This window comes from Ensifer sp. MJa1 (assembly GCF_037026475.1).
Taxonomy (GTDB): Bacteria; Pseudomonadota; Alphaproteobacteria; order Rhizobiales; family Rhizobiaceae; genus Ensifer.
The window spans coordinates 1-16,235 of the sequence record NZ_JAKUMO010000015.1 but is presented as its reverse complement, the minus strand read 5'-3'; the positions used below and the strand labels follow the sequence as shown (position 1 = coordinate 16,235).

The 16,235-nt window shown below is 62.3% G+C and carries 16 protein-coding genes; 14 read left to right on the top strand and 2 right to left on the bottom strand.

What is annotated here, in order from left to right:
- Positions 1-23 precede the first annotated feature (23 nt).
- The 9 genes from MKZ91_RS19600 (at position 24) to MKZ91_RS19560 (ending at position 8,430) form a co-directional block, all read left to right on the top strand.
- Positions 24-1,136 carry an ABC transporter ATP-binding protein gene (locus tag MKZ91_RS19600; protein WP_336172747.1) on the top strand — a complete coding sequence of 371 codons (1,113 nt, stop codon included), beginning with the start codon at positions 24-26 and terminating at the stop codon, positions 1,134-1,136.
- 90 nt (positions 1,137-1,226) lie between these two features.
- The gene (locus tag MKZ91_RS19595) at positions 1,227-1,433 is read left to right on the top strand and encodes a twin-arginine translocase TatA/TatE family subunit (protein WP_336172745.1); all 207 of its coding nucleotides are present in this window, start codon (positions 1,227-1,229) and stop codon (positions 1,431-1,433) included.
- 74 nt (positions 1,434-1,507) lie between these two features.
- Positions 1,508-2,212, top strand: a complete 705-nt coding sequence (tatB, locus tag MKZ91_RS19590; RefSeq protein ID WP_336172744.1) for a Sec-independent protein translocase protein TatB — start codon at positions 1,508-1,510, stop codon at positions 2,210-2,212.
- Entirely contained in the window at positions 2,209-3,051 is an 843-nt protein-coding gene (gene tatC, locus MKZ91_RS19585; RefSeq protein WP_336172743.1) for a twin-arginine translocase subunit TatC, read from the top strand. The genes tatB and tatC overlap by 4 nt, the downstream gene beginning before the upstream one ends.
- Before the next feature lie 46 nt (positions 3,052-3,097).
- Positions 3,098-4,381, top strand: a complete 1,284-nt coding sequence (gene serS / locus MKZ91_RS19580; protein WP_336172742.1) for a serine--tRNA ligase — start codon at positions 3,098-3,100, stop codon at positions 4,379-4,381.
- A gap of 26 nt (positions 4,382-4,407) precedes the next feature.
- The gene (surE, locus tag MKZ91_RS19575; protein ID WP_336172741.1) at positions 4,408-5,175 is read left to right on the top strand and encodes a 5'/3'-nucleotidase SurE; all 768 of its coding nucleotides are present in this window, start codon (positions 4,408-4,410) and stop codon (positions 5,173-5,175) included.
- On the top strand, positions 5,176-5,829 hold the full coding sequence (locus MKZ91_RS19570; protein WP_336172740.1) for a protein-L-isoaspartate(D-aspartate) O-methyltransferase: 654 nt from the start codon (positions 5,176-5,178) through the stop codon (positions 5,827-5,829).
- Positions 5,830-6,012: 183 nt separating this feature from the next.
- Complete coding sequence (locus MKZ91_RS19565; protein WP_336172739.1) at positions 6,013-6,657, top strand: biotin biosynthesis protein BioC; 645 nt, start codon at positions 6,013-6,015, stop codon at positions 6,655-6,657.
- Between the two features lie 222 nt (positions 6,658-6,879).
- Entirely contained in the window at positions 6,880-8,430 is a 1,551-nt protein-coding gene (locus MKZ91_RS19560; RefSeq protein ID WP_336172738.1) for a peptidoglycan DD-metalloendopeptidase family protein, read from the top strand.
- A gap of 163 nt (positions 8,431-8,593) precedes the next feature.
- Here the strand turns inward: MKZ91_RS19560 and MKZ91_RS19555 are convergent, their stop codons facing one another.
- Complete coding sequence (locus MKZ91_RS19555; protein WP_336172737.1) at positions 8,594-9,463, bottom strand: ATP-binding protein; 870 nt, start codon at positions 9,461-9,463, stop codon at positions 8,594-8,596.
- A 292-nt stretch (positions 9,464-9,755) separates the two neighbouring features.
- Between MKZ91_RS19555 and yajC the strand changes: the two genes are divergently transcribed.
- The 5 genes from yajC (at position 9,756) to MKZ91_RS19530 (ending at position 14,575) form a co-directional block, all read left to right on the top strand.
- Entirely contained in the window at positions 9,756-10,091 is a 336-nt protein-coding gene (gene yajC, locus MKZ91_RS19550) for a preprotein translocase subunit YajC (protein WP_336172736.1), read from the top strand.
- Between the two features lie 45 nt (positions 10,092-10,136).
- Positions 10,137-12,707 carry a protein translocase subunit SecDF gene (gene secDF / locus MKZ91_RS19545; RefSeq protein ID WP_336172735.1) on the top strand — a complete coding sequence of 857 codons (2,571 nt, stop codon included), beginning with the start codon at positions 10,137-10,139 and terminating at the stop codon, positions 12,705-12,707.
- A gap of 1 nt (position 12,708) precedes the next feature.
- Positions 12,709-13,095 carry an Mth938-like domain-containing protein gene (locus tag MKZ91_RS19540; RefSeq protein WP_336172734.1) on the top strand — a complete coding sequence of 129 codons (387 nt, stop codon included), beginning with the start codon at positions 12,709-12,711 and terminating at the stop codon, positions 13,093-13,095.
- Positions 13,096-13,115: 20 nt separating this feature from the next.
- A complete protein-coding gene (locus MKZ91_RS19535) occupies positions 13,116-13,958 on the top strand; it encodes a phytoene/squalene synthase family protein (RefSeq protein ID WP_336172732.1) in 843 nt (280 codons plus the stop codon).
- 149 nt (positions 13,959-14,107) lie between these two features.
- Positions 14,108-14,575 (top strand): hypothetical protein, encoded by a 468-nt coding sequence (locus tag MKZ91_RS19530; RefSeq protein WP_336172731.1) that lies wholly within the window; start codon positions 14,108-14,110, stop codon positions 14,573-14,575.
- Positions 14,576-14,668: 93 nt separating this feature from the next.
- Here MKZ91_RS19530 and trmFO read toward each other — a convergent pair whose 3' ends face one another.
- Entirely contained in the window at positions 14,669-16,087 is a 1,419-nt protein-coding gene (trmFO, locus tag MKZ91_RS19525) for a methylenetetrahydrofolate--tRNA-(uracil(54)-C(5))-methyltransferase (FADH(2)-oxidizing) TrmFO (protein ID WP_336172730.1), read from the bottom strand.
- Positions 16,088-16,235: the final 148 nt, after the last annotated feature.

Sequence of the window (16,235 nt, the reverse complement as noted above, 5' to 3'; positions counted from 1 at the left end):
ACTGGTGTCAAGGAATACGCAGCATGGTTTCAGATCCGCAGGATGCTCCCGTCAGGACCACGCGACGGTCGGCCGGCGTATCCTTCGCGGCAAGCCTTGCCTTCGAAGACATTCATCACAGCTACCACGCCAAGGAAACGATCAAGGGCGTCAGCCTGGCCGCCAAGGCCGGAGAGGTCCTGTGCCTGCTTGGCCCTTCCGGCTCGGGCAAGACGACCTTGCTGCGCATCGCCGCCGGCATCGAAAAGCAGAGTGCCGGACGCCTGTTGCTCAACGGCCAGGAGATTTCCGGCCCCTCGGTGTTTGTGCCGCCGGAGAAACGAGGCGTTGGCCTGATGTTTCAGGACTTCGCGCTCTTTCCGCATATGAGCATTCGCGAGAACGTCCGTTTCGGCCTCACGGCGCTTCCCAAGAAGGAAGCGCTGATCCAGGCCGATGCGGCGCTCGAGCGCGTCGGTCTGTCGCACTATGCCGAACAATATCCACATGTGCTTTCGGGTGGCGAACAGCAGCGCGTGGCGCTTGCTCGCGCGCTGGCGCCGCGTCCGTCAGTGCTCTTGATGGACGAACCTTTTTCGGGGCTCGATTCTCGCCTGAAGGACTCGATCCGTGCCGATACGCTCGCGATCCTCAGGGAGACGCGCGCGACCGCCATCGTTGTTACCCATGACGCAGAGGAAGCGATGCGCATGGCGGATCGGATTGCGCTGCTCAAAGACGGACAACTCGTCCAGGTTGGCACCGCAGATGAGCTCTACCGTCAGCCGCGAGACCTCTTTGCAGCCGGTTTCTTCTCGGAAATCAACGTGTTCGATGCGCAGGTGCGCAACGGGCGTGTCGATACGCCGGTCGGCGTCGTGGCGCCGGGGCGGCATTCGGAGGGAGATCGCCTTTCGGTCGCCGTCAGGCTTTCGGGGGTGCGCGTCGGCGAAGATGAAGGCGACATTCCCGCGCGCATCCTGTCGCGCCGGTTCATCGGCGTGGTCGAACTGCTGGAGCTTGCGGTGCCGCAGTGCGAAACCGTGGTGCGCGCGCGCATCCGTGCAGATCAGTTACCCCAAGGATTGCGTGATGTAATGCTTTCGGTTAACGAGCGCGACATATTACTGTTTGAAAAAAACGGTTCCGCATCATAGGTTCTGTGACACGATGGCCGTGTTTGAAGCACGCCTGAAAAATGACATGTGAAAGAGCCTAAATCGGGGAAGGCTCAGAGGAGTAAGAGCATGGGTTCCTTTAGCATTTGGCACTGGCTGATCGTTCTGGTCGTGGTGCTGCTCTTGTTCGGCCGCGGCAAGATCCCTGAACTGATGGGTGACGTTGCCAAGGGCATCAAGAACTTCAAGAAGGGTATGAGCGACGAGGATGCGGCTGCTGCCGACAAGACGCTCGACAGCAAGACCGTCGACCACAAGTCTGACGAAGTTCGCTAACGGTCTCGCGTCGATCGCGCCTGTCCGGTATCGGTACCGGACCGGCCGCATTGCGGGTTTGCAGGACATATCGCATGCTTGATATCGGCTGGACCGAGCTTGTCGTCATCGCAATCGTTCTTATCGTCGTTGTCGGGCCGAAGGATCTGCCACCGATGCTACGGGCTTTTGGTCGCATGACCGCGAAAATGCGTGGCATGGCGTCTGATTTCCGCCAACAGTTCGACGAGGCGTTGCGCGAAGCGGACCTCGAAGAAGTTCGCAAGACGATCAGTGACGCCCAGAGCCTCAATCCGGCCAATGCGCTGCGTGATGCCATCAACCCGCTGCGTCAAATGGGCAATGACATCAAATCGGATCTTCAGAAAGCCGCCACACCTGACAAGCCGGTATCGGTGAGCAGTGTAGAGCCGGTCGCAGCCGTCGAACCTGTTGTCGCCGCACCGGTGGCCGCGGTTGAAGCGAAGCCGGTTGAGGCCGTCGCCGCCGCGGCGATCGGCTCGGCCAATCGCCAGATGGAGCGCGCCGAGGCGGTCGCAACACCGGCCGCAAAGACCAAGCGCGTGCCAAAGGCGACGGTGGATTCGGCGCCGGCGGTGCAGAAGGCGGCAGCGCCGAAATCGGCGGCGTCTGTGTCGTCGGCCGAGACGCCGAAGGCTTCGGCCAAGGCGCCAGCAAAGACCGTCGCCGCGAAGAAGCCGGCGAAGACTGCGGCCGTGGCGCCGGCAGAAAAAGCATCCAAATCCCGCGCGCCCGCGCGCAAGAAAGGTGAAGCATGAGCGGCGATATCGAGGACCGGCCGCAGCCGCTGATCGAGCACCTGATCGAACTGCGCAGACGGCTTATGTGGGCAGTGGGCGCGTTCTTCGTCGCCTTCCTCATTTGCTTCTACTTTGCCAAGGGGCTGTTCAACCTGCTCGTGCTGCCGTTCAAATGGGCGGTGAGTTGGGCTGGCCTCAACCATCGCAATGTCGAACTGATTTACACGGCGCCACAGGAATTCTTCTTCACCCAGATCAAGGTGGCGATGTTCGGCGCACTGGTCATCGCCTTTCCTGTGATCGCCGCGCAGATTTACAAGTTCGTCGCGCCCGGCCTCTACAAGAACGAACGAGCCGCGTTCCTGCCGTTCCTCATCGCCTCGCCGATCCTGTTCCTGCTCGGTGGCGCACTGGTCTATTTCTTCTTCACCCCGATGGTGATGTGGTTCTTCCTGGCCATGGAGCAGGGGGGTGGCGAGGGCCAGGTGGCAATCCAACTGCTGCCCAAGGTCTCGGAATATCTGAGCCTGATCATGTCGCTGGTCTTTGCCTTCGGCCTCGTCTTCCAGCTGCCGGTGATCACCACGCTATTGGCGCGGGTCGGTTTCGTCACCTCGCAGGGACTGGCCGAAAAGCGCAAATACGCCATCGTAATTGCTTTTATCGTGGCTGCGGTGCTGACGCCGCCCGATCCGGTTTCCCAGATCGGTCTTGCACTGCCCGCCATCCTTCTCTACGAAATTTCGATCTATACGGCGCGACTCGTCGAAAGACAGCGGGCAGCAGACGCGCTCAAGAGCGAGGTTGCCGAGTCGCAGGAAGGATCTTCCGGAGAGGTCGGCCCCGCCAAGGGCTGAGCATTCGAGATTTCGCGCCGTGATCTGACCAACGCGTGGAACGACAATGCTTGATATCAAATGGATCCGTGAGAATGCCGAATTGCTGGACGCCGCGCTGGCGAAGCGGGGCGCGGAGCCGTTGTCGGCGTCGCTGATCGCGCTCGACGAACGCCGCCGTTCGATCCTTCAGTTGCTGCAGGACATGCAGTCGCGCCGCAACGCCGCGTCCAAGGACATCGGCGCAGCCATGGCCCAGAAGAACAGCGAGCTTGCGGATAAGCTGAAGGCCGAAGTGGCCGAGCTCAAGAATTCGACGCCGGCACTCGAGGAAGACAGCCGGAATGTCGAGGCCGAGCTCAACGACGCCCTGTCGCGCATTCCCAATGTGCCGCTCGAAGACGTTCCCGTGGGCGCGGATGAAACCGGCAATGTCGTCAAGCACACCGCCGGCGCCAAGCCCACCTGGAACCACAAGCCGCTCGAGCATTTCGAGATTGGCGAGGCGCTTGGCCTGATGGATTTCGAGGGCGCTGCGCGCATTTCCGGCTCGCGCTTCACCATCCTCAAGGGGCAGTTGGCGCGGCTCGAGCGCGCGCTCGGCCAGTTCATGCTTGACCTACACACCCAGGAACACGGCTACACCGAGGTTCAGCCGCCGCTTCTCGTGCGCGACGACGCGATGTACGGCACCGGACAATTGCCGAAGTTTGCCGAGGATCTCTTCCGCACGACGGATGGGCGCTGGCTGATCCCGACTGCGGAAGTGCCGCTAACGAACATCGTTCGCGAACAGATCCTCGAAGGCGAGAAGCTGCCCTTGCGCTTTACGGCACTGACACCCTCCTTCCGTTCGGAAGCGGGCTCGGCTGGCCGCGACACGCGCGGCATGCTGCGCCAGCATCAGTTCAACAAGGTGGAGCTCGTCTCGATCACCGACGCCGAGACGTCGATCGACGAACATGAGCGCATGACGGCCTGTGCCGAAGAGGTGCTGAAGCGCCTTGGCCTGCATTACCGCGTGATGACGCTCTGCACCGGCGACATGGGCTTTGGCGCGCGCAAGACCTATGATCTGGAGGTCTGGCTTCCGGGGCAGGACACCTATCGCGAGATTTCGTCCTGCTCCGTCTGCGGCGACTTCCAGGCGCGCCGGATGAATGCGCGCTATCGCACCAAGGAAGACAAGGGCACGCGTTTCGTGCACACGCTGAACGGTTCGGGTGTTGCCGTCGGCCGCGCGCTGATCGCCGTCATTGAAAACTACCTGAATGATGACGGCTCCGTGTCGGTGCCGGACGTGCTGGTCCCCTACATGGGCGGCCAGACGCGCATCGAGAAGGCAGCTTAAGCGGTCGTCGAGGGAAGGGCATCATCATGCGGATTCTGCTGACAAACGATGACGGCATACACGCGGAAGGCCTGTCGGTGCTCGAAAGGGTCGCCAGGACGATCTCTGACGATGTCTGGGTGGTTGCACCCGAGGCCGACCAGAGTGGCCTGGCGCATTCGCTGACGCTGTCGGAGCCCTTGCGGCTTCGCCAGATCGCCGAGAAGCGCTTTGCTCTGCGCGGAACGCCGACGGACTGTGTCATCATGGCGGTGCGCAAGGTGCTGGATCGCAAACCCGATCTCGTTCTGTCCGGAGTCAACATCGGCGCCAACATGGCCGATGACGTGACCTATTCCGGCACGGTGGCAGGCGCAATCGAGGGTACTTTGCAGGGCATCCGTTCCATTGCGCTCAGCCAGGCCTACCAGCATACGGTCGGCAAGCCGGTGCCGTGGGAGGTGGTAGAGACCCATGGACCGGCGCTGATCCGCAAGTTGATGGCGGTCGATCTGCCCGATGGCACGCTTCTCAACGTCAACTTCCCGAATTGTGCAGCCGATGCCGTCGCGGGTATCGAAGTGACGTCGCAAGGCAAGCTCGAATTCGGATTGTCGATCGATGAGCGGACCGACGGCCGGGGCTTCCCCTATTTCTGGCTGCGCTTTGGCGAACGTTCCGGCGATTTCCGTGCCGGTACCGACATCCATGCCTTGCGCGAGAACCAGATTTCGGTGACGCCGCTCAAACTCGACCTCACGGACTATAGCGTGCAGGAGCGCCTGGCGCGGGTGCTGAGCGAAGGGGCCCGTTGATTGGGCGCGCGTGTGAGTGAACAGGAAGGCTTTGCCAAGATGGTGTTGCGGCTGCGCGCCGAAGGCATCGTCAACCACGACCTGCTGAAGGCCGTCGAGCAAACGCCACGCAGCCGTTTTGCGCCACCCCAATATCAGGCCGACGCCTACTCGCAACGCACCATTCCGCTCGATTGCGGTTCGTTCATGGAGGGATACGATTTTGCGGTGCGCCTGCTGCATTGCCTGAACCTCAAGACGGGCCAACGCGTTCTCGAGGTCGGGACCGGCAGCGGATTCACTGCCGCGGTGATGGGGCGTGTGGCCGAGCGCGTCCTGACGATCGACCGGTATCAGACCCTGGTGACTTCGGCGCAGAAGAACCTGGAAAAGTCGGGCGTTCGCAATGTGATCGTCCGGCACGCGGACGGTAGCGCCGGCGTGCCGGGTGAGGGCACGTTTGACCGCATCCTGATTACGGCTGCCTTCAACAGCCTGCCGCGCATGTTTTCCGATCACCTGGTTTCCGGCGGAACTCTGGTGGTTCCGATCATGATGAGCGAAACGCATTGCCGGATTGTGCGTGTGAGCCGGACCGGCAGCCGCTTCGACCGGGAAGACCTGTTCGACGCACCTTACCTTCCCATCGTGCCGCAACTCGCTTCGTTCCTGTGATCGGTTGCCTCCCGCAGGGACCGTGGGCAAGCCGGGCGCACCGGCTGCATCATTAACAGATCCTTAATTCTCTCCAGCCTCGCGCAAGCTTCGAGCCATACCCGTTTCCTTGAACGACAGGTTCTGCCGGCGAGTCGCGCTTGTGCGCGCGCTTTGCCGATCGTGGGTTGACGGAGACCGCAAATGCAGATCGCAAACAGGCTGACGGCTACGGCATCGGGCGACGGGCTGAACAATCTCGCAGGACGCGGGGCCGGTCAGACGAATGCCAACGGCAAGGACGAGCAGACGGCGCAGGCGCTTGCGGCAAGCTTCTTTGATCCGACGCCGCGCATTTCGCTGTCCGCGGATGCACTGCTTTACTTGAGCCAGACGAAGAAGACGTCGGACGGCCAGCCACCGCTGACCCGCGATGAATGGAACAATCGGCTTTCGCCGCAACTGGCGTCGCGTGAATATCAGGCGTTCGGCAAGTTCCTCGAGATCGGCGACCATCAGGCCTACTACAAGAACTTCATCGACTACTATGACGGCCTCAGGCTCGAGGACCAGAACAGCCTGCGCTATTTTGGGACACGCGAAGCCGCTGTCGCAGGCCTGCGCTCGCTCGAATATGAACACGCCAGCGGTGCGGACGAAGAAACGGCGTTTCAGACCCTGGTGAGTGTCTTGCTCGAGGAAGACAAGACAGCCCAATCCGAGGCTCCTGTCAGTCCGGCAGGGCGTCAGATCTTCGCCTGGGATCTGACGAACATCAGCTATGAAGAGGAGCCGACGGAACGTCGGTCCGTTTCGGAAATCGTGCGGCTTTATTCCGAACTAAGCTAGCATCTGTCCGCAAACGCCATCGATTTTGCGACGTTTATCCCGGATGCTCGGACGAGCGTTCAGGCGGCGCCATCTTCCGTGACCGAAGCGGCGGTCCGCGCGCCTGCCTATGGTTAGCATTTGGTCAAATTAGTCGATTGGTGGTGTCGACCTTAACCGGGCGGTAACTCTAATACGCTTTAATCATTCCACATCGAGTAGCGTTCGGAGTGGGTAAGCGTCATGCGTAAGTTAGTATCTCCCGGGGTTGGAAAGTCGTCGATCCGCCTGTGCGTGGCGGTCTTGCTGGCAAGCGCTGCGACCGGGTGCAGCTCCGACGCAAGCCGATTTGACGGCTTGTTCTCACGTTCGGACAATGTCACCACCAATTCAATCCCGCAGGATGCGACGCCGGTACCGCGCGGCGACGTGGCTGTTGGCCAGATGGCGGCGCCGACGCCCGCCGTCACGCCCAACACGGCCCTTGGCCAACCCTATCCGACGGCGGCAGGGCAAGGCGCCTATGACCCGGTGAACACTGCATCCACGCCCGTTTCGACCGCGCGTGCCGCCGCAACGCCGATCTCGGTGCAGCGCACGACGCTGGCGGACCCGGGCGTTGCAGGCCGCCAGCAGCCTGAGGCTCAGCCGTTCCCGGCAGCACGCCAGCAGGCGGCGCTGGCCTCGCAGCAGACCCTCCCGGCAGCAGCGCAGGAAACGGCGGGCAAGGGCGGCTGGACCACGCAGAACGCGCCGACGATCATGGTGCGCCCGGGCGATACTGTTGCCGTCCTCTCCAACCGCTTCGGTGTTCCGGAGAAGGAAATCCTGAAGGCCAATGGTCTGAAGTCCGCGTCGCAGGTCGAGACCGGCCAGCGCCTCGTCATTCCGACCTTCGGCGTCGCCGGCAGTGCCGCAAAGGCCGCCGCCACCAATTCGATTGCCGATCTCGGCGGTGGCAAGCGCCAGCCGTCGCCGCTGCCGACCGAGCAGCGCGACGTCGCAATCCTTCCGAACGGTGCCCAGTCGCGCGAAAAGGGCGAGGGCAAGACGGATGTAGTTGCCGGCAAGCCAGCAACGAACGGTGAGGGTAGCGGCGGTGGATCTTACACGGTCAAGCCTGGCGACTCTCTGAACCGGATCGCCAAGACGACCGGTGTCTCGATTGCCGCCCTCAAGCAGGCGAACGGCCTGACGGCCGAATCGATCCGCGTCGGCCAGACACTGACGTTGCCGGGCGCGGCAGGTTCTGCCCCGGATCAGGTGAAGACCGCCTCGGTTCCGAAAAAGGCCGAGCAGCAGGTCGCTTCGCTCGACAAGGGTAAGCCGGCTGAATACCAGCCGCCGGTCGCCAAGCAAAGCATTTCAGACGTCGCCACCAAGACGGATGTCGAGGAGGACTCGCCGAAGTCGACGGGCATCAGCAAGTACCGCTGGCCGGTGCGCGGTGCAGTGGTTGCCGGTTACGGTGCCAATGTCGACGGCAACCGCAACGACGGCATCAACATCTCGGTTCCCGAGGGCACGCCGATCAAGGCTGCGGAGAACGGCGTAGTGATCTATTCGGGCAGCAGCCTGAAGGAACTCGGCAATGCCGTCCTGATCCGCCACGACGACGGTACGGTCACGGTCTATGGCAATGCTTCCGAACTCAAGGTCCAGCGTGGCCAGAAGGTCCAGCGTGGCCAGACGCTCGCAGCATCGGGCATGACCGGTCGGGCGAGCCAGCCGCAGGTTCACTTCGAGGTTCGCAAGAACGCAACGGCGGTCAACCCGGCGACCTTCCTCGAGTAGTCGCCAGGCGGGCGAAAGCCTACAGAAATTCAAAAGCCGCACGTTCAATCGAACGTGCGGCTTTTGGCTTTTCGCAAGTGCGGGGTGATTGGTGGGGCTTTGCCCAGGCCGGTCCAAGCCAAATCGCTTCGCGATATTTCAGCGTCGCCTTGTGTGAACGGCGCTAGGCATCGAGACGGTGGCGCATGCGGCCGGCGAGATCCTGGATGAATTGCCAGGCGACGCGGCCCGATCGTGCGCCACGGGTCGTCGACCATTCCAGCGCTTCGGCATGCAGGGTCTCGCGGTCGACAGTAAAGCCGTAGTGCCGCGCATAGCCATCGATCATCGCCAGATAGTCGTCCTGGCTGCATTTGTGGAAGCCGAGCCACAGGCCGAAACGGTCGGAAAGCGAGACCTTCTCCTCGACCGCCTCGGAAGGGTTGATGGCGGTCGACTGTTCGTTTTCCATCATGTGGCGCGGCAGCAGATGCCGCCGGTTAGACGTCGCATAGAGCAGTACATTTTGAGGCCGCCCTTCGACGCCACCGTCGAGCACGGCCTTCAGCGATTTGTACGAGGTATCGTCGTGGTCGAAGGACAGGTCGTCGCAGAAGACGATCACCGGAACCGGCGCAGACTTGAGGATGTCCATCAGCGCCGGCAGGGTGGCGATGTCCTCGCGGTGGACTTCGACGAGCTTGACCGCGACGCCTGTATTACGCGCGACCTGCGCGTGCACCGATTTGACAAGAGACGATTTGCCCATGCCGCGTGCGCCCCAGAGAAGCACGTTGTTGGCCGGGAAGCCTTCGGCGAAACGCAGCGTGTTGTCGAGCAGGATGTCGCGGACGTGATCGACGCCTGTTATCAGCGTGAGCTCGATACGGTTCGGTCGTGGAACGGGCTGCAGGTGGTGCGTGGCCGGAGCCCAGACGAAGCACTCGGCGGCGTTCCAGTCGTTGTTCGCGGCCGCCGGTCCTGCCATGCGCTCGATCGCCGCGGAAAGCTTCTGCATTTCCCTGATGAGAACGTCGATCTTTGCTTCCGGCATCTGTCTCTCTCCACTAGCTTTATCAGTCGTTTGCATGATTCGAGGCGGCGTTGCTCAAGTGTTTACGGTATCCGCTTTGAGGCTGTGCCCCACCAGAAACCCGGTAGCACGCAGGTTTGCGCTGGAAAAGGCCACAGAGCCTCGCTGAGGGGGTTCTCCTGTTGTGCAATTTGTGTCAGAGCCACAGGAACGGGTAAGGGTGCCCGCGGCTTTGCAGAGTGGCCGGGCACACCTATATTCCGGCCGATTTGGCGCGGAGGAACCGCCGATATTTGAACTCAAGGAGTGATCGATGTTCATTACCGAAGCTTTTGCGCAGACAGCCGGCGCCCCTTCCGCCGGCGGCGCGGACATTCTCATGTCCATCCTGCCGTTCCTGCTGATTTTTGTTGTCATGTATTTCCTGATCATCCGCCCGCAGCGCGCTCAGATGAAGCGCCGCGAGGAGCTGCTGAAGAACATCCGCCGCGGCGACCAGGTCGTGACCGGCGGTGGCATCGTCGGCAAGGTCACCAAGGTTGTCGATGATAACGAACTGGAAGTCGAAATCGCTGATGGCGTGAAGATCCGCGTCGTGCGTGGCGGCGTATCGGAAGTTCGCGTTAAGGGTGAACCTGTAAAGGAATAAGATAGGTCAGCAGCCACCACCGAAAGCAACTGGAGCGTTTGAGGCATGCGCAGATTTCCGCCGTTGAAACGTCTCCTTGTCTGGCTGGTAGCGCTTGCCGGCATCGCGTTTGCCTTGCCGAATGTTCTGACACGCGAAGAGGCCGCCGGACTGCCGTCCTGGCTGCCCCATCGCCAGGTGGCACTGGGCCTCGATCTCCAGGGTGGGTCGCATTTCATGCTGCGGGCCGCCCGTAGCGATGTTGCTGCGGAACGGCTCGAAACCGTCGCCACGGAAGTCGGCAAGCTGCTGCGCGATGCCGACATCGCCTATATCGGCCTTTCGGGCGAGGGCCAGACGATATCGTTCCGGGTGCGCGATCGCCAGCAACTTGCGGCCGCCCGCGACAGGCTGAAACCTCTGACGGTGCTGGTCGAGACCGGCGGGTTCGTTTCTGAGCCTATTTCCGAGGTCGTGTTCGACAGCGCCGAAGAGGATGAACTCGTCCGCTTGCGCCTGACCGACGAAGGCATCGATTTCCGGCTGTCGCAGGCTTTGGCACAGTCGATGGATGTGGTACGCGGCCGTGTGGCCGAAGTCGGCGCAGTGGAGCCGTTGATCCAGCGCCGGGGTGAGGATCGCCTCATCGTGCAGGTGCCGGGCCTCAGCGATCCGCAGCGCCTGAAGGATCTGCTCAGCCAGCGTGGCAACCTCACCTACCGGTTGGTGGATACGTCGATGCCTGTGCAGCGGGCGGTCGAGGGTCACCCTCCTGCCGGCACCGAGGTCCTCTATTCCTTTGACGATCCGCCGGTACCCTACCTGCTCGCAAAGGAACCACTGCTTGCGGCAGGCAACTTTGTCGCCGCTGATCCGGAGGCGGACCCGTCCGCAGATACCGCCTCCGTGGTGGTCAAGCTCGATGCCGCCTCGCAACAGCGTGTTGCCGCATTGGCGACACAGCAGCCGGAAGAGAGCGTTGCAATCGTGCTTGATGGCCAAGTTGCGTCAGTGCTCAAACTATCGGAGGCCATCAAGGGCGACACGGCGCGCATTTCTGCCGAACTGCCGGCGGACGCTGCCGCTGATCTCGCGGTCCTTATTCGTACCGGCCCGCTTTCGACACCACTGACCATTGTTGAGGAACGGACCGTCGGTCCTGGGGTCGGTGACGATGCGATTTCCGACGGGTTGATTGCGGGGCTGGTTGCCGCTGTGGCCGTTGCCGCGTCGATGATCTTCTTCTATGGGGTCTTCGGCGTCTTCGCCATTGTCGCACTTGCCCTGAACATCATCCTGATCATCGCAGCGCTTTCGATATCCGGTGCAACGCTGACGCTGCCGGGGATAGCCGGCATCATTCTGACCATCGGCATGGCTGTCGATTCGAACGTCCTGATCTACGAGCGCCTGCGCGAAGAGGTCGGTGGCGGTGAGCCGCTGCGCCGCACGATCAACAATGCCTTCTCGCGCGTGTTCAGCAGTATCTTCGACGCCAATCTGACGATGCTGATCGCCAGCGCCATCCTCTTTTATCTCGGTTCAGGGCCGGTGCGCGGTTTTGCCGTCACGCTGGCGATCGGCAGCGTGACGACGCTCTTTACCGCCTACACCGTGACGCGCCTGATCGTGAAGCGCTGGCTTCGGCAATGGACGTCGGAACGCTTACCAAAGGGCATCCGAACCGGTCGATTGAGCAATCTGGACATTCGCTTCATGCGAATCCGCAACCCGGTCTTCATCCTCATGGCGGCACTGTCCGTCGCCTCGGTGCTGCTGCTTGCCGGCATCGGGCTCAATCTGGGCGTGGACTTCAAGGGCGGCTCCATCATCGAGCTGCATTCTAAGGGCGGTCCGGTCGATGTCGCCGATCTGCGCACGCGACTGGACGAGCTGAACTTCGGCGAGGTTCAGGTGCAGCAGATGGGATCGGACGGGGATGTGCTTGTGCGGGTGCCGTCCCAGGAAGCCGGTGATAACGCAGAGCAGACCGCTGCCGGCGTCATCAGGTCGGAACTGGCAGACGAGTACGATTTCCGCCGTGTCGAGGTCGTCGGCCCCGTCGTCTCTGGAGAGCTGACGCGCGCCGGCACGATCGGACTTGCGGTTTCGTTCCTGGCGATCCTGCTCTATGTGTGGGCGCGCTTCGAATGGCGCTTTGCCGTCGGTGCCATCATCGCCACCTTGCACGACGTGCTGCTGACGATCGGCTTCCTGGTCCTGACCGGCATCGAGTTCAACCTCGGCAGCATCGCGGCGGTTCTGACCATTATCGGCTACTCCTTGAACGATACGGTCGTTATCTACGACCGCATCCGCGAGAATCTCGACCGCTACCGCCGCATGTCGCTTTCGCTGTTGATCGACACATCGATCAACCAGACGCTCTCGCGTACGTTCCTGACCGCGCTGACGACGATCCTGGCGCTTGCAGCACTCTATCTCTTCGGAGGTGGTCTCATCCGCTCGTTCAGCGTTACAATGCTGTTTGGCGTCATCGTCGGGACGATTTCGTCCATCTACATCGCCGGGCCGATCCTCATCCTCTTCAGGAAGCGGACCGATCACATTCCAGGGGACGAGAATCCGTCCGGCGCTGATACGGGTGCCGCCGGTGCGGCAAAGGGTACTGTGTGAAATGCCGAAGGGAATAGAAATTCGCGAAGCGCACTTTCCGGGTCGCGCCCCCATCGATGCCTATGGCAACGGCGGTTTTCGCTTCGCAGACATGTCGCATCGCGGGTCGATCCTGATGCTGCCGTCGGGCGTCTATGCCTGGGACGTCGGGGAGGGCGATCCCCTGCATGTCGACCAATTTCGCAAGGTTATCGACGAGGCGAAGGACATCGAGGTCCTGCTCGTGGGCACAGGCCGGGATATTCGCCCCCTGCCTGCCGACCTGAAGACCGCATTGCGGGCCGCCAACGTTTCCTCGGATCCGATGAGCACGGGCGCTGCCGTGCGGACCTACAACGTGATGCTGGCCGAATCGCGCGCTGTCGCAGTCGCGCTGATCGCCGTCTGACGGGATCCGGGGAAGACCACGTGCAAGCCAATTCCGCCCAGATCCTGGCCGACCTCAGGGATGCGGATCGCGACCGCTATCTCGCCTGCCTGCTCGCACCCGCGGACAAGCAACCTTCGCTCGCCGCCCTCTATGCCTTCAATGCGGAGATCGCGCGCATCCGCGATCTGGTGCATGAGCCGCTTCCCGGCGAGATTCGCATGCAATGGTGGCGCGACCTCCTCGGCAACGATCAGTGGAGAGGCGAGGGGCACCCGCTGGCGCAGGCGGTGCTGCATTGCATCCGCGAACACAGGCTGCCGATCTCGGTTCTTCAGGACATGATCGACGCGCGCATCTTCGATCTCTATGACGATCCGATGGAGGACCGCGCCGCGCTCGAAGGTTACGCGGGCGAGACGGCCTCGGCCCTGATCCAGCTTTCGTCTTTGGTGCTGGATCCGCAGAACGCGGCGAAATCGGCGGAGGCGGCCGGCCACGCGGGTGTGGCACAGACCGTTGCCGGTCTGTTGCTGCTTTTGCCGCTGCACCTTGGGCGCGGTCAGGTCTATCTGCCGGCAGAACTGCTGCGGGCGACCGGTCTTGAGCGCGAGGCGTTCCTTGCCGGTGACGACGCCGAAGCGATCAGCCGGGCCATCCGGGCCTTCGCCGGCTTTGGGCGAGACCATCTGGCCAAGGCTCGCGCGCGGCTCGACACCATATCGCCCTTAAACTTTCCGGCCTTTTCCCCGCTGGCACTTGCCGAGCCAATCTTCGAACGTGCCGAGGCGGCCGGGGCAGGGCTGCTCCGCCAACCCATCCGACCGGCGCAGTGGCGCCGGCAATGGTGGATGTGGCGGGCGAGCCGCCGCCGGCTCTTCTAGAGCGGCCTTCATCCGCGCCCGGTTTGGCGGCGTTTGCTCTTGCCTTCAGCCCAGGGGCAAGCGGCTCCGATTGGTCAAACTGGCACAAGGCTCGCAGCGTATAGAAGCGAATGATCGGCCCCATGCCGAGCAAAGGGGAGCGCCTGCGGATGCTTTGGTTACTGCTCATTGCCGTCGTCGTTTTGGCGGGCGTATTCTACATGTGGATGAACGCGCGTGCCGAGCGGGACTGGGACAATCCCGATGCCGGATCGGCGATGGTGGAATTCGGGCGCGCCTTTCCCGATGAGGCGATCCGCGCGCTGCACTCGACCGCGGACCGCAAGGCGATCTTCCTGAGGCTGCATGACGGAAAGGCCGGCTTCATCCAGTCGCATGGCACCCACTATGTCTGCCACGTGATCCAGCCGGGAAAGGTCCGGGTCAACAGTTCAGAGACCGGCCGCGGCCTGATCGTGCATTTCCCTGACTTTGCCTACCTGGACAATGCCTTCGAATTTCAAAGCGCCGGTGAAGCAGCCGAAGTTTCACTCTGGTTGCTCGGCAGTTTCAGTCCGAAGTCGGAATTCACGCAACCCGCTCCAGAACAGGCAAGCGCGGCACAGGCAAACGAATAGGCGCGAACTTGGCGGCCTTCGGGTCAGAAAAACGAAAGGGCTCGCTCGCGAGGCGCGAGCGGGCCCTTTCGTTTGGTCCGTGCCTCGGCGCCGTCAGGCGGATTTTGCCAGCCATTCGGCACAATCGCTGAGAGCGCGGGATGCCGTCGCCTGCTTCTTGGCAAGCGCTTTTTCCTTGCCGCGGAAACGCTTGGCGCCATCGGGCTTGGTGAGTGCACCCGGTTCAAGCGGCGGGAACAGGCCGAAGTTGACGTTCATCGGCTGGAACGAGCGCTTGCCCGGCTCATCGTCGGAAACGATGTGTCCGCCGGTGATGTGGTTGAGGAGCGCGCCGAAGGCTGTGGTCGCCGGCGGAGCTGTGAGCGTCTCGCCCTTGCGCTCGGCAGCGGCAAAGCGACCGGCGAGCAAGCCGATGCTGGCGCTTTCGACATAGCCCTCGCAGCCGGTGATCTGCCCGGCAAAACGCAGGCCCGGGCGTGACTTCAGCGTCAGCGTTCCGTCGAGCAAAGTCGGCGAGTTGATGTAGGTGTTGCGGTGAAGGCCGCCGAGCCGGGCAAATTCCGCGTTTTCAAGGCCGGGAATGAGGCGGAAGACTTCCGCCTGCGCGCCGTACTTCAGCTTCGTCTGGAAGCCGACCATGTTGTAGAGCGTCCCAAGTGCATTGTCCTGGCGCAACTGCACGACCGCGTAGGGCTTAACGGTGGGGTTGTGGGCATTGGTGAGGCCCATCGGCTTCATCGGCCCGTGGCGCAGCGTCTCGCGCCCGCGCTCGGCCATGACCTCGATCGGCAGGCAGCCGTCGAAATAGGGCGTACCTTCCCATTCCTTGAAGCCCGTCTTGTCGCCGGCGACCAGTGCATCAATGAAGGCGTTGTACTGCTCCTCGGTCATCGGGCAGTTGATGTAGTCCTTGCCGGTGCCGCCCGGGCCGACCTTGTCGTAACGCGACTGATACCAGCACACGTCCATGTCGATTGTCTCGGTATAGACGATCGGTGCAATGGCGTCGAAGAAGGCAAGCGCATCCGCGCCGGTTTCCGCGCGGATCGCCTCAGCAAGCCCGGGTGCCGTCAGCGGACCGGTCGCGATGACGGCGAGATCCCAGTCACGGGGCGGCAGGCCGGTGATTTCTTCACGCACGACCGTGATCCGCGGATGGGCCGCGATGGCGGCGCTGACGGCCTCGGAAAAGCCATCACGATCGACGGCAAGTGCACCACCAGCCGGAACCTGGTTGGCATCGGCCGATTTCATGATCAGCGAGCCGGCAAGGCGCATTTCCGCATGCAACACGCCCACGGCGTTGCTGGTGGCATCATCAGAACGGAAAGAGTTGGAACAGACGAGTTCGGCCAGACCATCGGTCTTATGCGCGTCGGTGCCGCGCACGCCGCGCATCTCGTGCAGGATGACCGGGACGCCGGATTCGGCAATCTGCCAGGCGGCTTCCGATCCGGCGAGACCGCCGCCGATGACGTGGATGGGGGAGTAGGAAGAGGTGTCTTTGCTCATGGCCGGCTTCCTATCACGGCTCAGCCCGTGGTTCCAATGCGAATAAACGAAAACGGCGCCTGAAGGCGCCGTCAGACCGCTGACAAACCCGTCGATATTTTCGGCGGGTTTTTGTTTTTGGGGCAGGCATTTTTGTTCGGGCTGTTTT